A 20,737-nucleotide genomic window follows, 5' to 3' on the forward strand; every position below is an offset into this window, starting at 1 on the left:
GCGACGGCCCGAACCCCTGGATGCTAACTCATGGCGCGGGCCTGCTCAAGCCGCCTGCGGAAAAACCCTGATTCGCGCTCAGGAATATCCCCAGCGGATTCCAGGATCAGCCTCATTGTCAATGAATCATCAATTTCGCCATGATTCACGGGCAGTCCCAGGGGCCGGACCACCGGCGCGGCGGCGCCCCGGAACGCCGCGCGCGGCCCCTGACCCTTTTCCACGCAGGAGGATCCCATGTTCGACACCGGCAACACCGGCTTCATGCTGGTCGCCACCAGCCTCGTCATGCTCATGACGCCGGGGCTGGCCTTCTTCTACGGCGGCCTCGTGGGACGCAAGAACGTGCTGTCCATCATGATCCAGAGCTTCGTCTCCATGGGCGTGACCACCATCCTGTGGTACGCCGTGGGCTTCTCGCTCTGCTTCTCCGGTGGCGAGGGCGGGATCATCGGCAACCTCGACCACGCGTTCCTGCGCGGCATCGACCCCAGCACCCCGTTCGCCGACGGCCAGATCCCCATGCTGGTCTTCGTGGCCTACCAGATGATGTTCGCCATCATCACCCCGGCGCTGATCACCGGCGCCTTCAGCAACCGCGTGCGCTTCCCGGCCTACCTCATCTTCCTGGTGATGTGGCTGCTGCTGGTCTACTTCCCGTTCGTACACATGATCTGGGGCGGCGGCCTGCTGGCCGAGTGGGGCGTGCTCGACTTCGCCGGCGGCATCGCCGTGCACAACATCGCGGGCATGGCGGCGCTGGCCTCGGTCCTCTACGTGGGCAAGCGTCGGGTCGAGGAGAAGGGCCCGCACTCGATCCCGCTGGTGGCGCTCGGCACCGGCCTCTTGTGGTTCGGCTGGTACGGCTTCAACGCCGGCAGCGAGCTGCAGGTCGACCAGATCACCTCGCTGGCGTTCCTCAACACCGACATCGCCGCCAGCTTCGCCGCCATCACCTGGCTGATCATCGAGTGGGCGCGCAGCCGCAAGCCGCGCTTCGTGGGCCTGTTGACCGGCGCGGTGGCCGGCCTGGCCACCATCACGCCCGCCGCGGCGTTCGTGCCCACCTGGGGCGCCGCCGTGATCGGCTTCGCCGCGGGCATCGTCTGCTACCTGGCCGTGGAGATGAAGAACGCCCTGGGCTGGGACGACGCCCTCGACGTCTGGGGCGTCCACGGCGTGGGCGGCGCGCTGGGCATCATCATGCTCGGCCTGCTGGGCTCCACCGCGGTCAACGCCGCCGGCGCCGACGGCCTCTTCTTCGGCGGCGCCGACTTCTTCGTCAAGCAGCTCGTGGCCATCCTGGTCTCCTCCGTCTACGCCTTCGTCTTCACCTGGGTGATGCTCTGGCTCATCGACCGCGTCACCCCGGTCCAGACCACCCACGAGATGGAGTCGACCCTGGACGAATCGCTGCACGGCGAGCAGGCGTACCTGGCCTGACCGACCCTCGCCCGGGGACTTCGAACTTCCGCTGGCCGTGACATCGTGCTAGGAAGTCCCCGGGCAAAGAGAGCCCCGAACACCACGGGCCCGCCGCGGGCGGGCCCCGAACCGAGGAGTGGACCCCTGATGCGCAAGACGATCCTGATCGCAGCCGTCCTGGCCGTGGCCGCCGGCGCCCCGGCCCAGGAGACCGAGATCACCGGCTTCGCCGACGCCAGCTACTTCTACGACACCGCCGCCCCGAACGGCGAGTTCGGCCTGGACCAGGTCGAGATCGACATCATCCACCGGGCCAGCGAGAAGACCCTGGTCCGCGCCGACCTCGAGTGGGTCAAGAACGGCGAGACCTTCGACGCCCAGGTCGAGCAGGCCTTCATGACCTACACCTGCAACGGCGGCTGGGACTTCACCTTCGGCAAGTTCAACGCCCCCATCGGCTTCGAAGAACTCGACCCCGTGGACATGTACCAGTTCAGCCACGCGCTGGTCTTCGACTACGGCCTGCCGGGCAACCTGACCGGCGCCGCGGTGGGCCGCGCGTTCGGCCCGGGCCTGGACATCATCGCCTACGTCTCCAACGGCTGGGACCGCAACACCATGGCCAGCGCCAACGTGACCTGGGGCGGCCGCCTCGGCTACACCAGCAACGGCTTCGCCGGCGGCGTGTCGGCGATCAGCGGCAAGGAGGAGGACCTCGCCGAGGAGGAGGCCGACCCCACCGCCTTCACCCGCACCGTCTTCGACGTGGATCTCAGCTACGAGACCGGCATCTGGCTCTTCGGCGGCGAGTACAACCAGGGCAAGGTCACCACGCCGGTCGACGGCGAGGACGTGGACCAGGAATGGAACGGCTTCCTCCTGATGACCCACGTCAACTACGCGAGCTGGACCGGCCTCACCGTCCGCTACGACTCGTTCGACGACAAGGACGGTTACGCGTTCGGGCCCGTGGGCGAGGAGAACCAGCAGGTGCAGTCGTTCACCATCAGCCCCACCTTCACGCTGGACGAGAACTTCGGCGCGCTGTTGGAGCTGCGCATCGACAAGAGCGACCAGGACGCGTTCCTGGACGGCGACGGCGAGCCCACCGACACCCGCACCACCGTGGCCTTCGAGATGACCTACTCCTGGTAGGCCGCCCCGAACGCGGACACGCCGGCCGGCGCCATCCCCCGGGGGAAGCGCCGGCCGGTTCTCTTCGGTGATCAGGGGAGCAGGCGCGCCACGGCCGCGGCGCTCTCGGTCCAGCGCCCGCGTAGCACCGCCTCGGTGGCGAACTCCAGGTCGGCGAAGTCGAAACCGGGGACGCAGCGGCAGCTCACCAGCGCCCAGCCGCCCGTCGCCTCGGCCCCCATCCAGACCCCGGCCGGGACGGTCGCCGTCTCAACGGCTCCGGCGGACAGCCGCGTGACCGCGTGGCCAGTGCGGTCGCAGAACCGGTGCAGGTCGAGTCCGGTCCCCGCCGCGAAGGTCCAGACCTCGTCCTGACGCAGCCGGTGCAGCCGCGAGACCTGGTCCGCGGCGAGCAGGAACAGGATCTCGGTGGCGGCGGGCCGCGGGCCCCAGGGCGTGGCGACGAGCCGGGCGGCGCGGTGCGTCTCGCGGTACCAGCCGCCCTCGGGGTGCGGAGCCAGTCCGTGCCGGCGGATCGTCCGCTCGATGCTCGCAGAATCGTTCATGCGCCGCTCACCAGGGCAACCGCGCGAGGTCGACGTTGCCGCCCGAGAAGATCACGCCCACGCGGCGGCCCGGGATCTCGTCGCGCTTCTCGAGCAGCGCCGCCAGGCCCACAACCGCCGACGGCTCCACCACCAGCTTCATGCGCTCGAACACCAGGTGCATGGCCCGGACCACCGCCTCGTCGCTCACCGTGACGATGCCCGCGACGTGGCGCCGGATCGCGGTGAAGGTGCGCTCGCTGAGGCTGGTCAACAGACCGTCGCAGATGGTGTCGGGGTCGATCGAGGGCTGCAGCTCGCCGCTCGCCAGCGACCGCGCCGCGTCGTCGGCGCCCCGGGGCTCGGCCGCCAGCACCCGCGTCTCGGGCGACAGCCCCGCCACCGCGATGGCGGTGCCGGAGAGCAGACCGCCGCCGCCCACCGGGGTCAGCACCACGTCGAGGGCGCCGGCCTCCTCGAGCAGCTCCACCGCGGCGGTGCCCTGGCCGGCGATGACGCGCGGGTCGTCGTAGGGGTGGACGAACGTGGCGCCGGTCTCCTGCACCACGCGCTCGAGGGTCTCCTCGCGGGCCTGGAGCGTGGGCTCGCAGGGGATGATCTCGGCGCCGTAGTCGGCCACCGCGGCCCGCTTCACCGCCGGCGCGGTGCGCGGCATGACCACGTAGGCCGGGACGCCGCGCGTGCGCGCGGCCAGCGCCAGCGCCTGGGCGTGGTTGCCGCTGCTGTGGGTGGCCACGCCGCGGGCGGCCTCACCGTCGGTGAGCGACTGCACCGCGTTGGTGGCGCCGCGGTACTTGAAGGCGCCCACGCGCTGCAGGTTCTCGCACTTGAAGAACAGCTCGGCCTCCACGAGGCGGTCGAGGGTGCGGCAGGTCATCACCGGGGTGCGGTGGACGAACGGGCGGATCCGCGCGTGGGCGGCCTCGATGGCGGCGAGGTCGGGCAGCATGGCGTGGCCTTTCAGGTGCGGCCGTGCAGCGTCCGGCCGAAGAAGCGGGCGTCCTTCAAGAGCGTGGTCATGGCCTGGATCAGCTGCTCGACGTCGTGGCGCGTGTTGTAGCCCTGGACGCTGATGCGCAGGTACGGCCGGCCGCGCCACTCGATGACCGGGATCTCGATCTTGAACCGTTCGCGCAGCTCGCGCTGGACGCGCTGGCGGTCGCACGGCGGCAGCGGCAACGAGAGCATCTGGCCGAACCACGCGGCGTCGTCGGGGCAGATGGCGGCGAGGCCGGTGAGGCGGCCCAGCTCGGCGCGGACCTGGCGCACCAGGCCGTGGCACTGGCGCTGGATGCGCGGCCAGTCGTGCTCGCGGCGGAACTTGATGGCCGCCGGCACCGCGAGCGCGGCGGCGGGGTCGTGGGTGCCGGTCCACTCCTGCTCGTCGACGAAGCGGCTCGGGCCGGGGCGGTCGCTTCGCCAGCCCCAGCTGACGACCAGCGGCTTGAGGTGCGGCTGCATGTCGGGACGCGCCCAGAGGAACGCCGCGCCCTTGGGGGCGAGCAGCCACTTGTGGCAGTTGCCCACGTAGATGTCGGCGCCCAGGTCCTCCACGTCGAGGGCGACGTGGCCGGGGGCGTGCGCGCCGTCGATCACGGTGACGATGCCCGCGCGGCGGGCGCGGCGCACCAGCTCGCGCACCGGGAACAGCAGCGCGGTGGGACTCGCGAGGTGGTCGAGGCAGAGCACCCGCGTGTTCTCGGTGACCTCGGCCCAGATGTCTTCGACCACCTGGTCGGCCGACTCCACCGGCAGGTCCACGCGCGCGCGCAGCAGGCTGGCGCCGCGGCGCTCGGTGACCCAGGTCCAGGTGCGGTCGATGGCGCCGTAGGCGTGGTCGGTGATCAGGACCTCGTCGCCGCGGCCCAGGCCCACCGAGCGCGCGGCAACGTTCAGGCCGTAGGTGGCGTTGGGCACGAAGACCAGGTCGTCGCGGCGCGCGCCCACGAACTGTGCCAGCTCGCGCCGCGCCTCGCGCATGCGCTCGGGAAACTCGCGGTCCTCGGCGAGGAACGCCACCGGGTTGCTCTCGAGTTCGCGCTGCAGCGCCTGGTAGCGGTTGTGGACCGGGCGGGGGCAGGCCCCGAAGGAGCCGTGATTGAGGAAGACGATGTCCTCACGGAGCAGGAAGAGGTCGCGCAGGTCGTTGTGGTTGTCCATGCCATGATTCTACCAGTCGCCGCGGGCGTCGACAACCGTCCTGAACGGGCGCCGCCCGGGGCGTGGCCGCGCCCCGGGCGGTGCTGTCCAGGGGCCCCGCGGGCCCCGTCCGGCGGTGTCGCTAGCGGGCCGACACCATCTTCCCGCTCACCAGGATCCGGTCGCCGCGGTCGGTCACCGGGACCATCCGCACGCCGGGGAAGCGGTCCTTGCGCTCGGCCACGAAGTCGTGGTAGCGCCGCGAATCGTCGCCCCCGTGCATGGGGCTGAAGACCGCCGGCTGCAGGGTCTCGAGGGTGTAGTCCGCCCCCGCGTGGACCGGTGCCAGGTCCCCGAAACCGCAGCCGCTGATGGGCAGGAAACAGAGGTCCGGGCGGACACCGGCGGCGGCGAGCCAGTCGATGTCTTCCCGGTAGATGCCGTCGAGCTCGGCGGCCCGGTTGTGGTGGTCGCCGGGATGGAAGACGGTGACGCCGTCGACCTGGACCACGAAGCCCACGCCCGCGTCGGTGGACCGCGTGGTGGTCACGGCGACATTTCCGTAGCGGTAGTGCTCACGCGGCTCGACGAACTCGTAGCCGTCCACGTTCTCGGGCCGGAAGCCCATGACGTAGGTGACCTTCTCGAGCTGCGAGCGCCACTCCATGATGCCGGGCCACCAGTGGTCGCCGTGGTCGTGGGAGACGAAAACCACCACCTCGCGACCCTGCAGCTCCTCGGGGCAGATGCAGCCGCAGGCCAGGCCCGGCTCGTCGGCCTGGCGGTTGCGCTCCCAGTAGTCGAAGACCAGGACGTGGTCACGGGTCAGCACGGTCCAGCCCGCGTGGCCGCAGTACCACGCGACCGCCTCCCCCTCGGCCGGCCGCGGCTGGGCGGCCAGGGTGGCCACGTTGCAGGCCACGCCCTTGCCCTGGGCACAGGCCGCGGCCTTCTGACAGGTCTTGCCGGTGTTGACCTTCTCGCCCTGGGCCGACGCCAGGCAGGCGACCACGCCGGGCTGGCCGTGGCGCGCGGCGAGGTCGGTGGGCGTGTCGCCGTGCCAGTCGCGGGCGTCGCAGCAGGCGCCGTGGGCCACCAGCGCGGCGCTGATGTCACCGTAGCCGCGGGCCGCGGCGGCGTGCAGCGGCGAGCGGCCGAAGCCGTCCTCGGCCTTCAGGGGGCAGGCGCCGGCGGTCAGCAGCTGATCCACCACCGCGGCGTCGCCCGAGCGGACGGCGAAGCCCAGCGCGGTCCAGCCGCCGCGCCAGCGGCGATCCACCTCGCAGTCGGCATCCAGCAGCAAGCCCACGATCTCGGTCTGGCCGCGCATGGCGGCCGCGCCCAGGGGGCCCCAGCCGTGGCTGTCGCCCTCGTCGGGCTCGGCGCCCAGCGCGAGCAGGTGGCGCACCGACTCGGTGCGCTGGCGCCAGCACGCGGTGAGCAGCGGGGACTGGCCGCCGTTGTCCTTGACGTGGATGTCGGCACCGCGCTCCACGAGCCAGTCGATCATCTCGGGATGCTCGCCGGCGGCCGCGAAGTGCAGCGGGGTCTGGCCCGCGCCGCTGCGCACGTCGACGTCGGCGCCCTGGTCGAGCAGCGGCTGGCAGAGCCAGACGAGGCCGCTGCGGGAGGCCAGGTGCAGCAGGGTCGCCCCGTTCTGGAGGCGCGTGTTGTCGGCCTTCACGCCGGCGTCGAGGAGCAGGCGCACGCAGGCGCTGTCGCCGGCGGTGGTGGCGAAGCTCAGCGAGTAGGCGCCGTTGTTGTCGTGATGGTTCGGATCGGCGCCGGCGTTCAAAAGCAGGCTCACCATGGCGGGCTGACTGTGCAGCCCCGCCACGTCCAGCGGCGTGCTCTGGTCTGCGTCGCCTCCGTCCACGGCGGCGCCGGCGGCCAGGAGCAGGCGCGCCACCTCGAGATGGCCGCCGCGGGCGGCGATGTGCAGCGGCAGATCCTGGAACTGGCTATCCGGGTCGGGAGCGCCGGCCAGCGACGGATCGGCGGCGAGCAGTTCCTGGACGCGGGTGGCGTCGCCGGCGGTCACGGCCTCGTGGATCTCGCCGGCCGGGGCGAAGGACGCCGCACCCAGCAGGGCCAGCAGGATCAGGATCGAGAGACGTCGGGACATGACGGTACCTCCATGGGGTCGCGTGGGTGACACGGAGGCTCATGCGGCGGGAATGGTCGGAGGTTGCGGCGGTGGCGGGCCTTTGCGACCAAACCGCCTGGCGGGACGGTCAGCGCGATCCCCGGGGCGATGAAATCGCGTCGCCAGGATCGGCGAAGGCCCCGCGGCAGGTCAGAACGACTGCCCCAGCCGCGATTCCAGATCCTGACGATAGGTCCGGGTGAGCTTGACCTCGTCGCCCCCCGTCAGACGGATCATGAACTCGCCGCGCGAGCAGGGCACCAGCTCGGCCACCCGGTCCAGGTTGACGATGGCCGAGCGGTTGACGCGCACGAAGGTCGCCTCGTCGAGGATCGCAGTGAGGTCCTGCAGGGTGCGGCGCAGCAGGAGTGGGCGTTCGCCGGTGTGGATCCGGGCGTAGTCGCCGCAGCCCTCGATCCAGCGGATCTCGGCCACCGGCACCAGCAGCACGCGGCCGCCGGCCTTCACCACCAGGCGGTCGGCCGGTCCCGGTGTCAGGCCCGAGACCTGCCAGCCGTCGTCCGGTAGGGGCACGGGATCCGCCGCGAGCCGCTGGCGCACCCGGGCCATGGTGTCCCGGAAGCGGTCGTCGGCGAACGGCTTGAGCAGGTAGTCGAGGGCGTGGACGCGGAACGCCTCGAGGGCGTGCTCGTCGAAGGCGGTGACGAAGACCACCAGCGGCAAGTGCGCGGGATCGAGGCGCTGGAGCACCGTGAAGCCATCGAGGTCGGGCATGCTGATGTCGAGGAAGACCAGTTCGGGCCGCTGGTCGGTGAGCACGCGCACGGCGTCCAGGCCGCCCGCGCATTCGGCCACCACCGTCAAGTCCGGATGCTCGGCCAGGCGCAGGCGCAGGTTCTCCCGGGCCAGCGGCTCGTCGTCCACGATGACGGCGCGGATCTCGCTCACGACACCCTCCAGGGCAGGTCCAGCGCCACCACGACGCCGCCGGCGTCGGCGTTGCGCAGCGAGAAGGCGTGGTCGACGCCGTAGAGCTGCTCGAGCCGAGCGCGCACGTTGGCCAAGCCCCGGCCCTCGTGGAGCTCTGCGGGCAGGCCGCGGCCGTTGTCGGCGAACTCGAGATGGAGACGCTCGCCCTCGCGCCAGGCGCGCAGGACCAGGCGTCCCGGGCCGCCGTCGGTGCCCAGGCCGTGGCGCAGGCTGTTCTCGGCCAGGGGCTGCAGCAGCAGGTGGGGCACCAGCGCGCGGCGCCCCTCGGGGTCGAGGTCGCAATCGAGGGTGAGCTGGTCGCCGTACCGCGCCTGCTGGACCTCGAGGTAGGCCTGCAGCACCTCGCATTCGCGCGCCAGCGGCACCTCGTGGCGCCCGGCGTCCTCGAGGGTGAGCCGCAGGAAGTCGCTCAGCTTGAGCAGCGCGTCGTGGGCCAGCGTCCCGTCGCCGCGCTTGATCAGGGTGGAGACGCCGTGCATGGCGTTGAAGAGGAAGTGCGGCTGGAGCTGCATCTTGAGAGTCTCGAGCCGGGCCTCCGACAGCGACGCGCGCAATTCGGCCTGCTGCCGCTCCTCGGCGCGCAGGCCGCGGTAGTAGTCGCGGGCGGTGACGATGGCCAGGATCACGCCGTAGATCAGCGCCTCGCGATCCATGTTGCCGGTGCTGGTCTTGAGCACGCTGAGCCAGTACTTCTCGGGCGGGAAGGCTCCCTGCCACTGGCGCACGAGCATGTAGAGCATGATGTGCAGGACGCCGAAACCCACGGCCAGCACGACGTGCGCCGCTCCGTGCCGCCAGCGCCGCGCGCCGGTGAGCGGCAGCAGGCCGGCCAGCCACGCCACCAGCGGCGTGAGCAGGCCGGCCAGCGACCAGTAGACCATGTTGTACGAACCCACGTACCACCACGAGGTGGGCTTGCCCGCCTGGGTGATGGCCAGCGAGATCTGGGTGGTCTCCACCAGCCCCACCGCGAGGAACGCCGCGAGCCCCACGAGGAGGGCCCGCAGCAGATCACGCCCGGTGGTCGGCGCCTGGTCCATGGATCACACCTTCGCCCGGCGTGACCACTGCACCACCAGGATGCAGAGCGCGATCACGCCGGCCAGCGCCAGGCCTTCGCCCACCAGACCGTCGAACGCGTGCTCGTTCAGCACGAAGAGCCGCTCCATGGTCTCGGTCCCGAAGCCCACGCCCAGCGCCGCGTTGATCACGCCCATCAGCGCTCCGCCCGCGATGAGGCCCGAGGCGATGAGGATGCCGCGCTGGTGGCGGGCCTGGGGCGCCTCCTTGTCCTCGCCCGACCGCTGCCGCTGCACGAACCACGACAGGATGCCGCCCAGCAGCACCGGCGTGTTGATCTCCATGGGCAGGTACATGCCCAGCGCGAAGGCCAGCGCGGGCACGCCGGTGATCCGCAGCACCACCGCGAAGACCACGCCCAGCGCGAACAGGTACCACTGCAGGGGCTGCGCGGTGGTCCCGAAGATGCCGACGAGGATCTCCTTCATGGCCGAGGCCTGCGGCGCGGGAATGGCCCGGCTGCCGAAGCCGTCGCCGGTCTGCGAGAGCAGCCACATGGCGAGCCCGCAGAAGATGGCCGCCACCAGCGTGCCCACGAACTTCAGCGCGAGTTGCTTCGCCGGCGTGGCGCCGATCCAGTGGCCCACCTTCAGGTCGCTGGCCAGCGCGCCCGACGCCGCCAGTGCGGTGCAGACCACGCCGCCCACCATCATGGTCACGAACATGCCGTTGCCGCCGGTGAGCCCCATCTTGGACATCACGAGGCCGGTGATGATCAAGGTCAGCATGGTCATGCCGGAGACCGGGTTGGTGCCCACGATGGCGATGGCGCGCGCCGAGACCGGCGCGAACAGGAAGGCGATGACGATGACCAGCACCGTCCCGACCACCGCGTAGCCGAAGGCCTGCGGGATACCGAGACCGAAGGTGAAGAAGGTGATGGCGCAGAGCGCGAAGATCGCCGTGCCGATCCCCGTCACCGAGGCGGGCAGCGAACGATCGACCCGGGGCACGACCTTCCGCTCGCGGGTGTCCTGGCTCTTCATGCCCTTGAGGTTGGCGCCGATCGAGCGGATCATCGAGGGCAGCGACTGCAGGATGCCCAGCAGCCCGGCCCCCGCGATCCCGCCCACGCCGATGATCCGCACGTAGAACTTGAAGACCTGGTCGATGCTCATCTCACCGATGGGGATCGTCCCCGGCGCCAGCACCTCGGGCACGTGCCGGCCGATGGCGTAGACCATGGGCACCAGCAGCCACGACGCCATGAAGGAGCCGGCGCAGATGATGGCGGCGTAGCGCACGCCGATGATGTAGCCCACGCCCACGATGGCCGCGTTGTTCAGCAGCGAGAACTTGAGGAAGTGGCTCTCCATGAAGCGGCCGATCCAGATCACGCGGAAGTTGATCTGCTCGGCCATGGCGTGCAGCGTCAGGACCAGGCCGTCGTAGAGCGCGCCCAGCCCCGCCGCAAGCGCCAGGATCTTGGCCTGGCCGCCGGCGCGCTCGCCCGAGAGGATGATCTCGGTGGTCGCCGTGCCCTCGGGCCAGGGGAACTTGCCGTGCATCTCCACCATGAAATGATGGCGCAGCGGGATCAGGAAGAGCACGCCGAGGCAGCCGCCCAGGAACGAGACCAGGATCACCTGCCACACCGACGGCTGGGCCACCCCGGTGCTCGGATCGGTGGCCAGCATGTACAGCGCCGGGATGGTGAACACCGCGCCGGAGACCACGTGGCTCGAGTTGGCGCCGATGGACTGGACGAACACGTTCTCCAGGATGGTACTGCGGCGCCGGGCGACCTGCGAGTAGCCGATGCCCAGGATGGCGATGGGGATTGCGGCCTCGATGCCCTGCCCCAGCTTCAACGCGACGTAGGCCGCCGACATGGCGAAGACGGCGCAGAGGACCAGGCCCAGGGTGACCGACCGTCTGGTCACCTCCAGGACCTGTTCGTCGGGCACCACCGGTACGTAGGTCTCGCCTGGTTCGAGGGGCCGGCGCGCGTTCTCGGGCAGGCCGGTGATTGCGTCCTTGGTCTCGTGGGCCATGGATCGTCCTTCCGGGGCGGGTTCAGGGACCGCAGCCGCCGCTGCAGAGCGGCACAGAATTGGGTGATCCTAATGCATCCGGGGGGCAGGCTTCAACCTGCCGTCCTGAGGACATTAAGGTAACGATTCCGAACATCATGACCGGCGCAAGAATCGGCTCCGCCGGCTGTGTCTACCAGTACCTCCAGACAGTCTCATATCAGTGGAACATTCGCCCATGTTTCACGACGACACGTCACCACCATCGGGAGGTCCCAAGATGAAACGGCGCCAACCCGCCGCCGTAGGCATCGGCATGCCCCAACACACCATCGCCTGCCTGACCCTGCTCGGCTTGCTGCTGCTGGCCGGCTCCGTGCAGGCCCAGTCCCTCGCTTACGGCGAGACCCACGCCGGCCAGCTCGCCACGGTCGGCGAGGTCGACTCCTACACCTTCACCGCCAGCGCCGGTGACGCGATCATCATCCGCCTGGCGGAAGTCACCACCAGCATCGAGCCCCGGCTGAGCCTCTTGAATCCCTCCGGGAGCGTGATCGAGAGCACCTATGACTACAGCGTCGCCATGCTCGATCAGGTCGTCCTCTCCTCCAGCGGGACCTACACCATCCGGGTCTCCGATCAGGGAGACGACGAGACCGGCGACTACTGCCTGCACCTGCAATGCCTGGACGACCCGGCCGATGCGACCAGCGTGGTCTACGGCCAGGTCCACCACGCCGACCTCGACATGGAGGCCCACACCCAGGCGTTTGTCCTGACCGCCAACGCCGGCGACCGGCTCGTGGCGCGGCTGGCCGAGGAGACGTCGGCCATCTATCCCCAGCTCCGCCTCTACGACCCCGACGGCACGCGGATCGAACTGGTCAGCGGCAACCCGCTGGCCGAGTTGAACGCGGTCGTGCTGCCCAGCACCGGCACCTACACGCTCCTGGTCTGCGACAACCCCGGGACCAACACCGGCGGGCTGCAGCTCTACGTCCAGCGCACCAACGCGCCCGCCGGCCCCATCGCGGTCGACTTCGGCGAGACCCACGGCGGTTCGCTCGTATCGCTGGCCCAGGCCTTGACCTACCGCTTCACCGTGGCGGGCGGCGACCGGGTCCTGTTGCGCCTGGCCGAGCAGACCAACGTCATCGAACCCCATATGCGGATCTACGACGCCGCCGGCGACCTGGTCGACGGTGTGGCCGACTACACCGTGGCCGAGTTCAACGCCCTCGCGCTGCCGGCGGCGGGCACCTACACGGTCCTGGCCATGGACCAGGGCGGCGACGAGATCGGCGAGTTCGCCCTGCACCTGCAACGGACCAACAACCCGGCCGATCCGGTGACCTTCAACCTCGGCCAGGTGCATGCCGGCAGCCTGGACCAGGACGCGGACACCCGCGCGTATTCCCTGGATGGCGTCGCCGGCGCGCGCTACCTGATCCGGCTGGCGGAGGCCGTCTCGGCGCTCTACCCGCAGCTGCGCGTCTACGATCCGGCCGGGATCCAGATCGCCGCCGTCAGCGGCAATCCCCTGGCCACGCTCAACGAGCTGGAGATCCCGCTCACCGGCACCTACACCGTCCTGGTCCTGGACAATCCCGGCACCAACGTCGGCGGCTTCCGGATCCATGCCCAGCGCCTGGACGAGCCCGCCCTGGCCACGCCCATCGCCTACGGCCAGACCCTCGCCGGTTCGCTGGACGACCTGGCGCTGACCCGGGCCTACACCATGGACGCCCAGACCGGCGATCGGCTCCTGCTGCGCCTGGCCGAGCAGACCAACGTGATAGAGCCCCAGCTCCTGCTCTACGACGCGGACGGCCTGGTCTTGCAGAGCACTTCCGATTACTCCGTCGCCGAGCTCGAGGCCATCGCCGTGCCCGCCACCGCGCGGTACACGGTCCTGGTCATGGACCAGGGAGGCGACGAGACCGGCGCGTATGCCCTGCACCTGCAGTGCACCAACAATGCGGCCGACGCCACTGCCCTCGTTTTCGGCACCACCCATCAGGGCGAACTGACCCTGGATGCCGACACCCGCGCCTACACCATCACCGCGAGCGCTGGCGATCGGATCCTGCTGCGCATGGCCGAGGCCGTCAGCGCGCTCTACCCGCAGCTGCGGGTCTACACGCCCGCCGGCGAACGCCTGATGCTGCAGAGCGGCAATCCCCTGGCCGAGATCAACCCGGTGGAGATCCCCGCGGCGGGCACCTATACCGTCCTGGCCATGGACAATCCCGGCACCAACGTCGGCGGCTTCCGCCTCCACTCTCAGCTCCTGAACGACCCCGCCCTGGCCACGCCCATCGACGCCGGCGAGACCCTGACCGGTTCGTTCGACGATCTGGCCGATACCCGCGCCTTCCGGTTCACCGCCGCCGCGGGCACCCGCATCATCGCCCGCCTGGCCGAGGCGACCGCCGTCATCGAGCCGCTGCTCCGCATCCACGACGCCTCCGGCGCCCAGCTCACCGGCGAATCCGACTACACGGTGGCCATGATCAACGCCTTCGAGCTGACCGGCAGCGGACCCTACACCCTGCTGGCCATGGATCAGGGCGGCGACGAGATCGGCGAGTTCGCCCTGCACCTGCAACGCACCCGCGATCCCGCCGGCGCCCACCCCATCGCCTTCGGCGAGACCCTGCCGGGATCCTTGCCGCTGCGGGCCGCCACCGAGGCCTACACCTTCACCGCCGGCGCCGGCGACCGGGTGCTGCTGCAGATGGGCGAACTGGTCTCCGCGCTCTACCCGCAGCTGCGCCTCTACGACCCCGACGGCAACCAGGTCGCCGCCCAGAGCGGCAACCCGCTGGCGCGCATCGACGCCTTCGAGCTCCCCGACCCGGGCACCTACACGATCCTGGCCCTGGATAATCCCGGCACCAACAGCGGCGATTTCATGGCCCACGCCCAGCGCACCAACCTGCCGGGCCTGGCCATCCCCATCGTCTACCTCGAAAGCCGCACCGACACGCTCCACCACGTCGCCCAGACCGTGGCCTACGCCTTCTCCGGCACGGGCGGCGACTCGGTCACAGTCACCATGACCGAGCTGACGGCCCAGATCGAACCAGCGCTGCGGCTCTACGGGCCGGACGGCAATCTGCTCACCGCCGACAGCGACTACACCGAATGCATCCTCGGCCACCGCCTGCCCGTGAGCGGCAGCTACACCCTGCTGGCCATGGACCAGGGCGGCGACGAGATCGGCGCCTACGGCCTGAACCTCGCCGCCATCGCCACCCCGGTTCCCGACACGCCCGGCGCGGTGGCCGCGTTCCGGTTCCACGGCAACCATCCCAATCCGTTCAACCCGCGGACCACCTTCGCCTTCGACCTGCCGGAGGACTGGCGGATCACGCTGCGGATCTACGGGGTCGACGGCCGGCTGGTCCGCGAACTGCTCGCTGCCAGCCTGCCGGCCGGCCGGCACGAGGTGGTCTGGAACGGCCGCGACGACGGCGGTCGCGACGTGGCCTCTGGCACGTACCTCGGCGTCCTGAAGGCCGGACCGCACTTCGCCACGCAGAGGATGATGCTGGTCAGATGATTCGCTGGTGAGGATGTCGGTGAGGGAACGCGGGGGCGGCCAGGCTCGGCCGCCCCCGCTCGCTGTCCGTCAGTAACGCCGCCGCGGCGCCCGGGCGCCCTTGTCGCGCGCCACGTTCACCCGGACCCGACACTCGCGCAGCTCGAGGCCGTCGAGGGCGTCGACCGCGGCCTGGACGCGATCCTCGGGGAGCTTGACGAAGCCGAAGCCGCGGCTCTGCCCGGTCTCCTTGTCACGGACCAGGTGCAGGGTGAGCACCTCGCCGTAAGGCGCGAAGAGCCCCCGGACCTCGTCCTCGTCGGCGTCCAGGGGCAGGCTCCCGATGTAGATATTCCGGTCCTCGCGCACGACCCGGGGCTCACTCCACGGTGATGGTCGCCACGACCGCGATGTCCGACGGCTGCAGGCAGATCTTGTCGTCGCACGCCTGGGCCGACAGGACCAGCGGGATCCGGACCTCGCCGCTGGCGGTATCCGGCAGCTTCACCGTGACCGCGATCTCGGCCTGATGGTGCAGCATGACCACCTTCTCGCCCATGAACTCGCCCGCCTCGCCGGCCGGGAACTTGGCGGCGAAACCGGCCAGGTCGGCCTCCTCGCCGGGCATGAGGTCCACTCCGATGAAGAAGCTCTCGGGATCCTCGGCGTACTGGTGGTCGTAGAGGTGCCAGGTCTCGGCGATCTCCAGGTGCACGGTGAAGGCCACCTCACCGCCGGCGGTGCCGGCGAGCTTGGCGGGCTTGATGGAGGCCTTGACCACGTCGGCGGAGGTGCGGGGGCGCTGGGCCTGCTCGGTGTCCGGGCCGGCCACCGCCAGGGTGGCCACGGCCGCCAGGGCGATCACGGTCAAGAGGGTACGCTGCAGACGCATCGCTGGTCCTTTCGTCTCGTCAGTTGGTGGCGGGATCCTGCGTTTGCAGGATCCGGTCGGCCGTGGTGCGGATCACCCGCACCAGGCGTTCGATATGCTCGCGGCGCATGCGCCGGTTCTCGACGTTCACCCGCAGGGCCACCCGGCCCCGCAACATAGTGTAACTGAACCAGGCGTCGCCTTCACGCTCCACTTGCTCCTGGAGCTGGCGGTTCAGGCGGTCGGTCCGATCCTCGTTGAACCGCGGCGCACCGGCGGCGTTCCGCGGATTCCAGCGGAAATTGCAGACGCCCAGGGTGTTGGGGCCCAGGAGCTCGAAATCGGGCTCGTGGCGTAGCAAGGCGGCCAGGACCTTGGCCAGGTAGATGTCGTTCTCCACCCAGGCCCCGAACTGGCGCCGGCCCACCATCTTGAGCGACATCCACACCTTGAGCGCGTTGAAGCGCCGGCTCCCCGCCACCCCGTACTGGAAGAAGTTGACCTTGTCGCCCATGTGGAAGCCGCGGGGATCGGGGATGATGCGCTGGCCGAACTCGTCGTATTCCTCGGCCTCGCCGTCCTCGCCCGCCTGCACCTTCTGCATGTAGTACTCGGGATGCACGAGGAAGCTCTGCCGCAGGAAATCGCCCTCGCGCACGAGGATCCCGCCGGCGGAGAACGGCATGTAGAACCACTTGTGCGGGTCGACCGTGATCGAGTCGGCCTGCTCGATGCCGCGCAGCATGGGCCGGAAGCGATCCGAGAGGATCACCGCGCCGCCGTAGGCCGCGTCGACGTGGTACCAGCAATCGTTGCGCGCGGCGATGGCCGCCAGCTCCGCGAGCTTGTCGATGCTGCCGGTGTTGGTGGTGCCGGCGATGCCGATGATGCAGCAGGGCTTGAGACCGGCGGCACGGTCGGCGTCGAGGGTCTCCTCGAGGGCCTTGAGGTCGACGCGGTAGAGGTCGTCGGTGGGCAGCTGACGGAGCTGGCCGCGGCCGAGACCCAGCAGGTCCACCGCCTTGATGAAGCTGTAGTGGCCCTGGTCGGAGACGTAGAAGGTGAGCTTGGCGATCTCCGGTCCGGGCGGATCGTCGTTGTCGAGCTGCGACAGGTGCCGGCCCAGCGAGCGGTTGATGGCCAGCTTGAGGCCGGTGATGTTGGCGAGCGAACCGCCGTCGATGAGCGTGCCGAAGCTGGTCTCGGGCAGACCGAAGAGGTCGCAGAGCCAGCGGATGACCCGCTTCTCAACCGCGGTCCCGGCCGGCGCGTGGCGCCAGCTCGCGGCGTTCTGATTCATGCCCGAGCAGAGCGCGTCGGCCAGCACGGCGATGGGCAACGGCGCCGGATTCATCATGCCGAAATAGCGTCGGCTACCGATGGCCATGGTGTTGGGGAAGACCTTGGCGCGGGTCTCCTGCACCAGCTCGCTGAACGAGCAGCCGTCCTCGGGCAGGTCCTCGGCGAAGAGGTCGTCCAGGCCCATGGGCGAGACCGGTCCGTAGACGCGGCGGCCCTCGAGGCCCTTGAAGTAGTCGAGGACCAGGTCGACGAATGCATGGCTGGTCTGTCGGAGCTGCTCGAAACCATCTCCCAGCTCAGCCTGCCGCGCCGACTCGGAGGTCACCTCGCCGGGCTGCGCCTCGGGATCGTGTTCCCAGGGCTCGGGACGCTGCTGGCCACTCATGCCGACTCCTTGTCGCGGTCTGCGGAAAGGTCGAAAGTGCCGGTGGCGATCTCCTCGAGCACGGCGGCGACCCCGCTCTCACTCACCGGAGCGGCGAGACGGTCGGCGGCGGCCTGCACGTCGTCGGGCCCCCCACGCACGGCCACCGAGACGTCGGCCACGGTGAACATGTCGAGGTCGTTGTAGTTGTCGCCGATGGCGATGATCGGCGCCGACTGCAGTCCCAGCCGTTCCGCGAGAAGGGTCACCCCGGTACCCTTGCTGCAGGCCTGGTGGTAAACCTCGGCCCAGTAGTAGCGCCCCTCGCCGAGCAGGGAACGCGTGTTGATCACCCGCACCCGGTCGGCGAGTGCGCTGCCGATGGCCTCCGTCAGCGGCCGCACCACCGCCTCCAGGTCGATGGTCCCGACCTCGAGCGCCGTCTCCGGAAGATGGCCCATCAGATCATCGACATCGGTGATGGCCCCGACCCGCTCGCGGCGGTGCAGGAGATACCGGGTGAGCACGGGATTGATCTCGCCGCGTTCATGGAGCAGGGTGCCGCCGTCCACGTCGGTGGCGTAGACCATGGGCACCGCGCCGTGTTCGCGGAACAGCTCCACCAGCCTCCTGATCACGGGCCGGTCCACGGTGTTGCGGGCCAGGACCCCCAGTCCCTGCCCCCCGATCACCATGGCCCCGTTGAGCAGGACCTTCGGCAGATCACTGGGATGCCAGCCGCTGCGGTCGAGCAGGCTGTCCAGCGATTGCTGGTTGCGACCGGTACAGATGGCGACCACGTGGCCGGCGGCACGCACCGCCTCCAGCGCCGCGATCTCCCGTGGCCTGAGCTTTTCCTCGGTCTCGGTATCGAGCAGGGTGCCGTCCATGTCGACGGCCACCAGCAGACGCTCGTTCATGGGATGCTCCCCGGGCCTCGGTCAGCCCATCACCTCGAAATCATCGTAACCGCCCGTGGCCTGCTGCCAGGTGTGGCGGCAATGTTCCACCCGGGCGTGCCCTGGCCCACGCCCGGCCCAGACGAGCAGGGCCTCGAGCAACGGGCGCGAACCCTCGGCCACCAGACGCACCGACCCGTCGGGCTGATTGCGCACCCAGCCCACCAGACCCAGCCGGCGAGCCTCCTGCACGGTGTGCCAGCGAAAGGCCACGCCCTGGACCCGACCCGTGACGAGGATATCGATGCGTTCCATCTCGCCGCCAAACATACGCCCGGAAAACCCCGAATGCCAGCCGCCACGGCCCCTGAACCCTCTCGTACATTCCGCCTAAAGTCCTTCATTTCCATGTCGATCAATGAAGCCAAGGAAGTCGACCTCGGACTCGCCCAACCGGAAAGGACCAGAGAACCATGCAGACCGACCTCCGGGACCGCCGTGGATTCACATTGATCGAGATCGTGATTGCGGTCGCCATCGTGGCCATCTTCGCCGCTGCCATCAGCCCCATGGTCTTCCGCCATCTCGAGGACGCGAAGATCGGCAAGGCCCAGAACGAGGCCGAGACCATCGCCACGGCCGTCCTGAACTACTACAAGGACGTCGGTGCCTGGCCGTACACCAACACCAATGGCCCCGCCGGCAACCAGATCGACCGCGTCCTCTCGAGCACCGCGGTCGCCACCGGCACCGGTCCCGACGCCGCTCCAGGCGCCGGCAACTGGGGCACGTATGGGAATTCCAAACCGCTGGGCGACTACCTCTACTTCAACAATCCCGATGACGATTCGTCGGCCACCGGCAACGGCGCCGACCAGAACAACCAGGACTGGCCGACCACCGGCAAGGGAGCCTGGAAGGGGCCCTACCTGGACAGCTACGACATCAGGGATCCGTGGGGCAACGCATACGTGATCAACGCGCGATATCTGCCGGGGGGGCGGTACAACGGGACTATCCGGCATAAGGTGTTCGTGTTGAGTGCGGGGCCTAATGGGGTTTGGGAGACTGGGTATTCGGATGCGGTTACGGAGGATATATTGGGCGACGACGTAGGTATGGTCGTATCTATCCGCTAGGTTGTACCCACGAGATTGTGTCCCGGGCCTGGGCCAACGCCCAGGCCCTCTCTTTCAAGCCGCCCGCTTCAACGCATGCCGCCGATTCACTCCCAACGCCGGCGTCTCCACCTCCCCCCAGTAGTACTCCCGCCACCGCCCCGCGAGCCCGACCTTCGACACGAACAACCGACCACCCAGGATCTTCCCTACCGTCAACCGCCCCCCGAACAACCCAGCCTGCATCGCTGGCGTCTCCCCACACTTCTTCGTCCAACGAGGCCGCACGTAGTTCCGCCACACCAGGAACACAGCCAACCGCAGCGCCGCTCCCTGGCGACGCTTCGACCACGCGATCGTCTCCCGCTTGTGATTCCCGCTCCCATGACGCAGCAACAGATCCAGCAAGTTGATCTCGTACAGCGCGTTGTGCTGATCTCGACGATCTCTGGAGCTCGTCACCTCATGCCGGATCACCTTCCACGCCGACTCCACAGCCCGGATCGCCGGCGGATACGACTTGTGAGCGTCGCTGCGGATCGTCACCGCCGCCGCATTCCGCGTCACCATCTCGAGCAATTCCTGCATGTCCTTACGCACGGCCCGCGGATCCGGACGCCCGAACTGCTCCTCCAGCTCCTGCCGCCGCGCCTTCTGCCGCGCGGTCATCGACCCCTTCCGCCTGAGCGGGCTGTCGGTGAAGTGCAGGAACATCCCCGTGCGGCAGTCCACTGCCAGATGGAAGTGGAACGGGAAGTACTGGCTCAGCTCGAAGCTCTCGAACCCGTCGACAGCGATCACCCGGGACGGCGACATCCGCTGGCGGACCTGCTCGTGGAAGAGCAGGCAGTGGCGGCCGAGGCGGTTGAGCTGGTTGTCGATGGTGGTCGGGGAGACCTTCAGGTCGGCGGCGATCTGGCGGTTGGCCATGCAGCCGACGGTCTTGGTCATGAGCTGGGGCAGGATGTCGGGGCGTTTGAGGTAGTAGGTGGTGGAGAAGGTCTGTGAACTGAAGGAGACACGGCAGTGCTTGCAGAGGAACCGGCGGATACGGTGGGGGGCGGCCTTGCGGTAGAAGAAGCCCATGCGTTTGCAGGGCCAGGGCTCGGGCAAGTCGTTGTGGAACTTGCAGTCAGGGTTGGGGCAATGTGGGGGCCGCCAATCCTGATGATAGATATGGTGAGTATTCATGCCCCTGATACTGCAAATCAGGGACCGGACACAG

General features: G+C 69.4%; 18 protein-coding genes. 4 read left to right on the forward strand and 14 right to left on the reverse strand.

The window, feature by feature from the left end; all coding sequences use genetic code 11:
* Nucleotides 1–23 precede the first annotated feature (23 nt).
* Nucleotides 24–266 (reverse strand): hypothetical protein, encoded by a 243-nt coding sequence (locus tag IFSED24_RS09955; RefSeq protein WP_491331309.1) that lies wholly within the window; start codon nucleotides 264–266, stop codon nucleotides 24–26.
* Here IFSED24_RS09955 and IFSED24_RS09960 point away from each other — a divergent pair.
* Nucleotides 238–1,443 (forward strand): ammonium transporter, encoded by a 1,206-nt coding sequence (locus IFSED24_RS09960; protein WP_491331310.1) that lies wholly within the window; start codon nucleotides 238–240, stop codon nucleotides 1,441–1,443. The genes IFSED24_RS09955 and IFSED24_RS09960 overlap by 29 nt on opposite strands.
* 129 nt (nucleotides 1,444–1,572) lie before the next feature.
* Nucleotides 1,573–2,580, forward strand: coding sequence for a porin (locus IFSED24_RS09965; protein ID WP_491331311.1), 1,008 nt, complete (start codon nucleotides 1,573–1,575; stop codon nucleotides 2,578–2,580).
* A 71-nt stretch (nucleotides 2,581–2,651) separates the two neighbouring features.
* Here the strand turns inward: IFSED24_RS09965 and IFSED24_RS09970 are convergent, their stop codons facing one another.
* From IFSED24_RS09970 to IFSED24_RS10000, 7 genes are all read right to left on the reverse strand, one after another.
* A complete protein-coding gene (locus IFSED24_RS09970) occupies nucleotides 2,652–3,125 on the reverse strand; it encodes a cupin domain-containing protein (RefSeq protein ID WP_491331312.1) in 474 nt (157 codons plus the stop codon).
* A 7-nt stretch (nucleotides 3,126–3,132) separates the two neighbouring features.
* Nucleotides 3,133–4,074, reverse strand: a complete 942-nt coding sequence (locus IFSED24_RS09975) for a pyridoxal-phosphate dependent enzyme (RefSeq protein ID WP_491331313.1) — start codon at nucleotides 4,072–4,074, stop codon at nucleotides 3,133–3,135.
* Between the two features lie 11 nt (nucleotides 4,075–4,085).
* Nucleotides 4,086–5,285: an aminotransferase class V-fold PLP-dependent enzyme gene (locus tag IFSED24_RS09980; RefSeq protein ID WP_491331314.1), complete on the reverse strand. Its 1,200-nt coding sequence runs from the start codon at nucleotides 5,283–5,285 to the stop codon at nucleotides 4,086–4,088.
* Between the two features lie 121 nt (nucleotides 5,286–5,406).
* Entirely contained in the window at nucleotides 5,407–7,389 is a 1,983-nt protein-coding gene (locus tag IFSED24_RS09985) for an ankyrin repeat domain-containing protein (RefSeq protein WP_491331315.1), read from the reverse strand.
* Nucleotides 7,390–7,560: 171 nt separating this feature from the next.
* Nucleotides 7,561–8,319 carry a LytR/AlgR family response regulator transcription factor gene (locus IFSED24_RS09990; protein ID WP_491331316.1) on the reverse strand — a complete coding sequence of 253 codons (759 nt, stop codon included), beginning with the start codon at nucleotides 8,317–8,319 and terminating at the stop codon, nucleotides 7,561–7,563.
* Nucleotides 8,316–9,401 carry a sensor histidine kinase gene (locus IFSED24_RS09995; RefSeq protein ID WP_491331317.1) on the reverse strand — a complete coding sequence of 362 codons (1,086 nt, stop codon included), beginning with the start codon at nucleotides 9,399–9,401 and terminating at the stop codon, nucleotides 8,316–8,318. The genes IFSED24_RS09990 and IFSED24_RS09995 overlap by 4 nt, the downstream gene beginning before the upstream one ends.
* 3 nt (nucleotides 9,402–9,404) lie before the next feature.
* Nucleotides 9,405–11,435, reverse strand: a complete 2,031-nt coding sequence (locus IFSED24_RS10000; protein ID WP_491331318.1) for an OPT family oligopeptide transporter — start codon at nucleotides 11,433–11,435, stop codon at nucleotides 9,405–9,407.
* A 259-nt stretch (nucleotides 11,436–11,694) separates the two neighbouring features.
* Between IFSED24_RS10000 and IFSED24_RS10005 the strand changes: the two genes are divergently transcribed.
* Nucleotides 11,695–14,979, forward strand: a complete 3,285-nt coding sequence (locus tag IFSED24_RS10005) for a pre-peptidase C-terminal domain-containing protein (protein ID WP_491331319.1) — start codon at nucleotides 11,695–11,697, stop codon at nucleotides 14,977–14,979.
* A 69-nt stretch (nucleotides 14,980–15,048) separates the two neighbouring features.
* Here the strand turns inward: IFSED24_RS10005 and IFSED24_RS10010 are convergent, their stop codons facing one another.
* Genes IFSED24_RS10010 through IFSED24_RS10030 form a run of 5 tightly spaced genes read right to left on the reverse strand, consistent with a single transcriptional unit; the run spans nucleotide 15,049 to nucleotide 18,709 of the window.
* Nucleotides 15,049–15,327, reverse strand: a complete 279-nt coding sequence (locus IFSED24_RS10010; protein ID WP_491331320.1) for an RNA recognition motif domain-containing protein — start codon at nucleotides 15,325–15,327, stop codon at nucleotides 15,049–15,051.
* Between the two features lie 10 nt (nucleotides 15,328–15,337).
* The gene (locus tag IFSED24_RS10015; protein WP_491331321.1) at nucleotides 15,338–15,850 is read right to left on the reverse strand and encodes a protein-disulfide reductase DsbD domain-containing protein; all 513 of its coding nucleotides are present in this window, start codon (nucleotides 15,848–15,850) and stop codon (nucleotides 15,338–15,340) included.
* Nucleotides 15,851–15,869: 19 nt separating this feature from the next.
* Entirely contained in the window at nucleotides 15,870–17,516 is a 1,647-nt protein-coding gene (locus IFSED24_RS10020) for a pyridoxal phosphate-dependent decarboxylase family protein (protein WP_491331322.1), read from the reverse strand.
* Complete coding sequence (locus IFSED24_RS10025) at nucleotides 17,513–18,415, reverse strand: HAD hydrolase family protein (RefSeq protein WP_491331323.1); 903 nt, start codon at nucleotides 18,413–18,415, stop codon at nucleotides 17,513–17,515. The genes IFSED24_RS10020 and IFSED24_RS10025 overlap by 4 nt, the downstream gene beginning before the upstream one ends.
* A gap of 21 nt (nucleotides 18,416–18,436) precedes the next feature.
* Complete coding sequence (locus IFSED24_RS10030) at nucleotides 18,437–18,709, reverse strand: acylphosphatase (protein ID WP_491331324.1); 273 nt, start codon at nucleotides 18,707–18,709, stop codon at nucleotides 18,437–18,439.
* Between the two features lie 158 nt (nucleotides 18,710–18,867).
* On the opposite strand from IFSED24_RS10030, the gene IFSED24_RS10035 reads away from it, so the two are divergent.
* The gene (locus tag IFSED24_RS10035) at nucleotides 18,868–19,533 is read left to right on the forward strand and encodes a prepilin-type N-terminal cleavage/methylation domain-containing protein (RefSeq protein WP_491331325.1); all 666 of its coding nucleotides are present in this window, start codon (nucleotides 18,868–18,870) and stop codon (nucleotides 19,531–19,533) included.
* Nucleotides 19,534–19,587: 54 nt separating this feature from the next.
* On the opposite strand, the gene IFSED24_RS10040 is transcribed toward IFSED24_RS10035, so the two are convergent.
* The gene (locus IFSED24_RS10040) at nucleotides 19,588–20,703 is read right to left on the reverse strand and encodes a hypothetical protein (RefSeq protein ID WP_491331326.1); all 1,116 of its coding nucleotides are present in this window, start codon (nucleotides 20,701–20,703) and stop codon (nucleotides 19,588–19,590) included.
* Nucleotides 20,704–20,737: the final 34 nt, after the last annotated feature.

The organism is Candidatus Latescibacter sp. IFSED24, assembly GCF_058273205.1.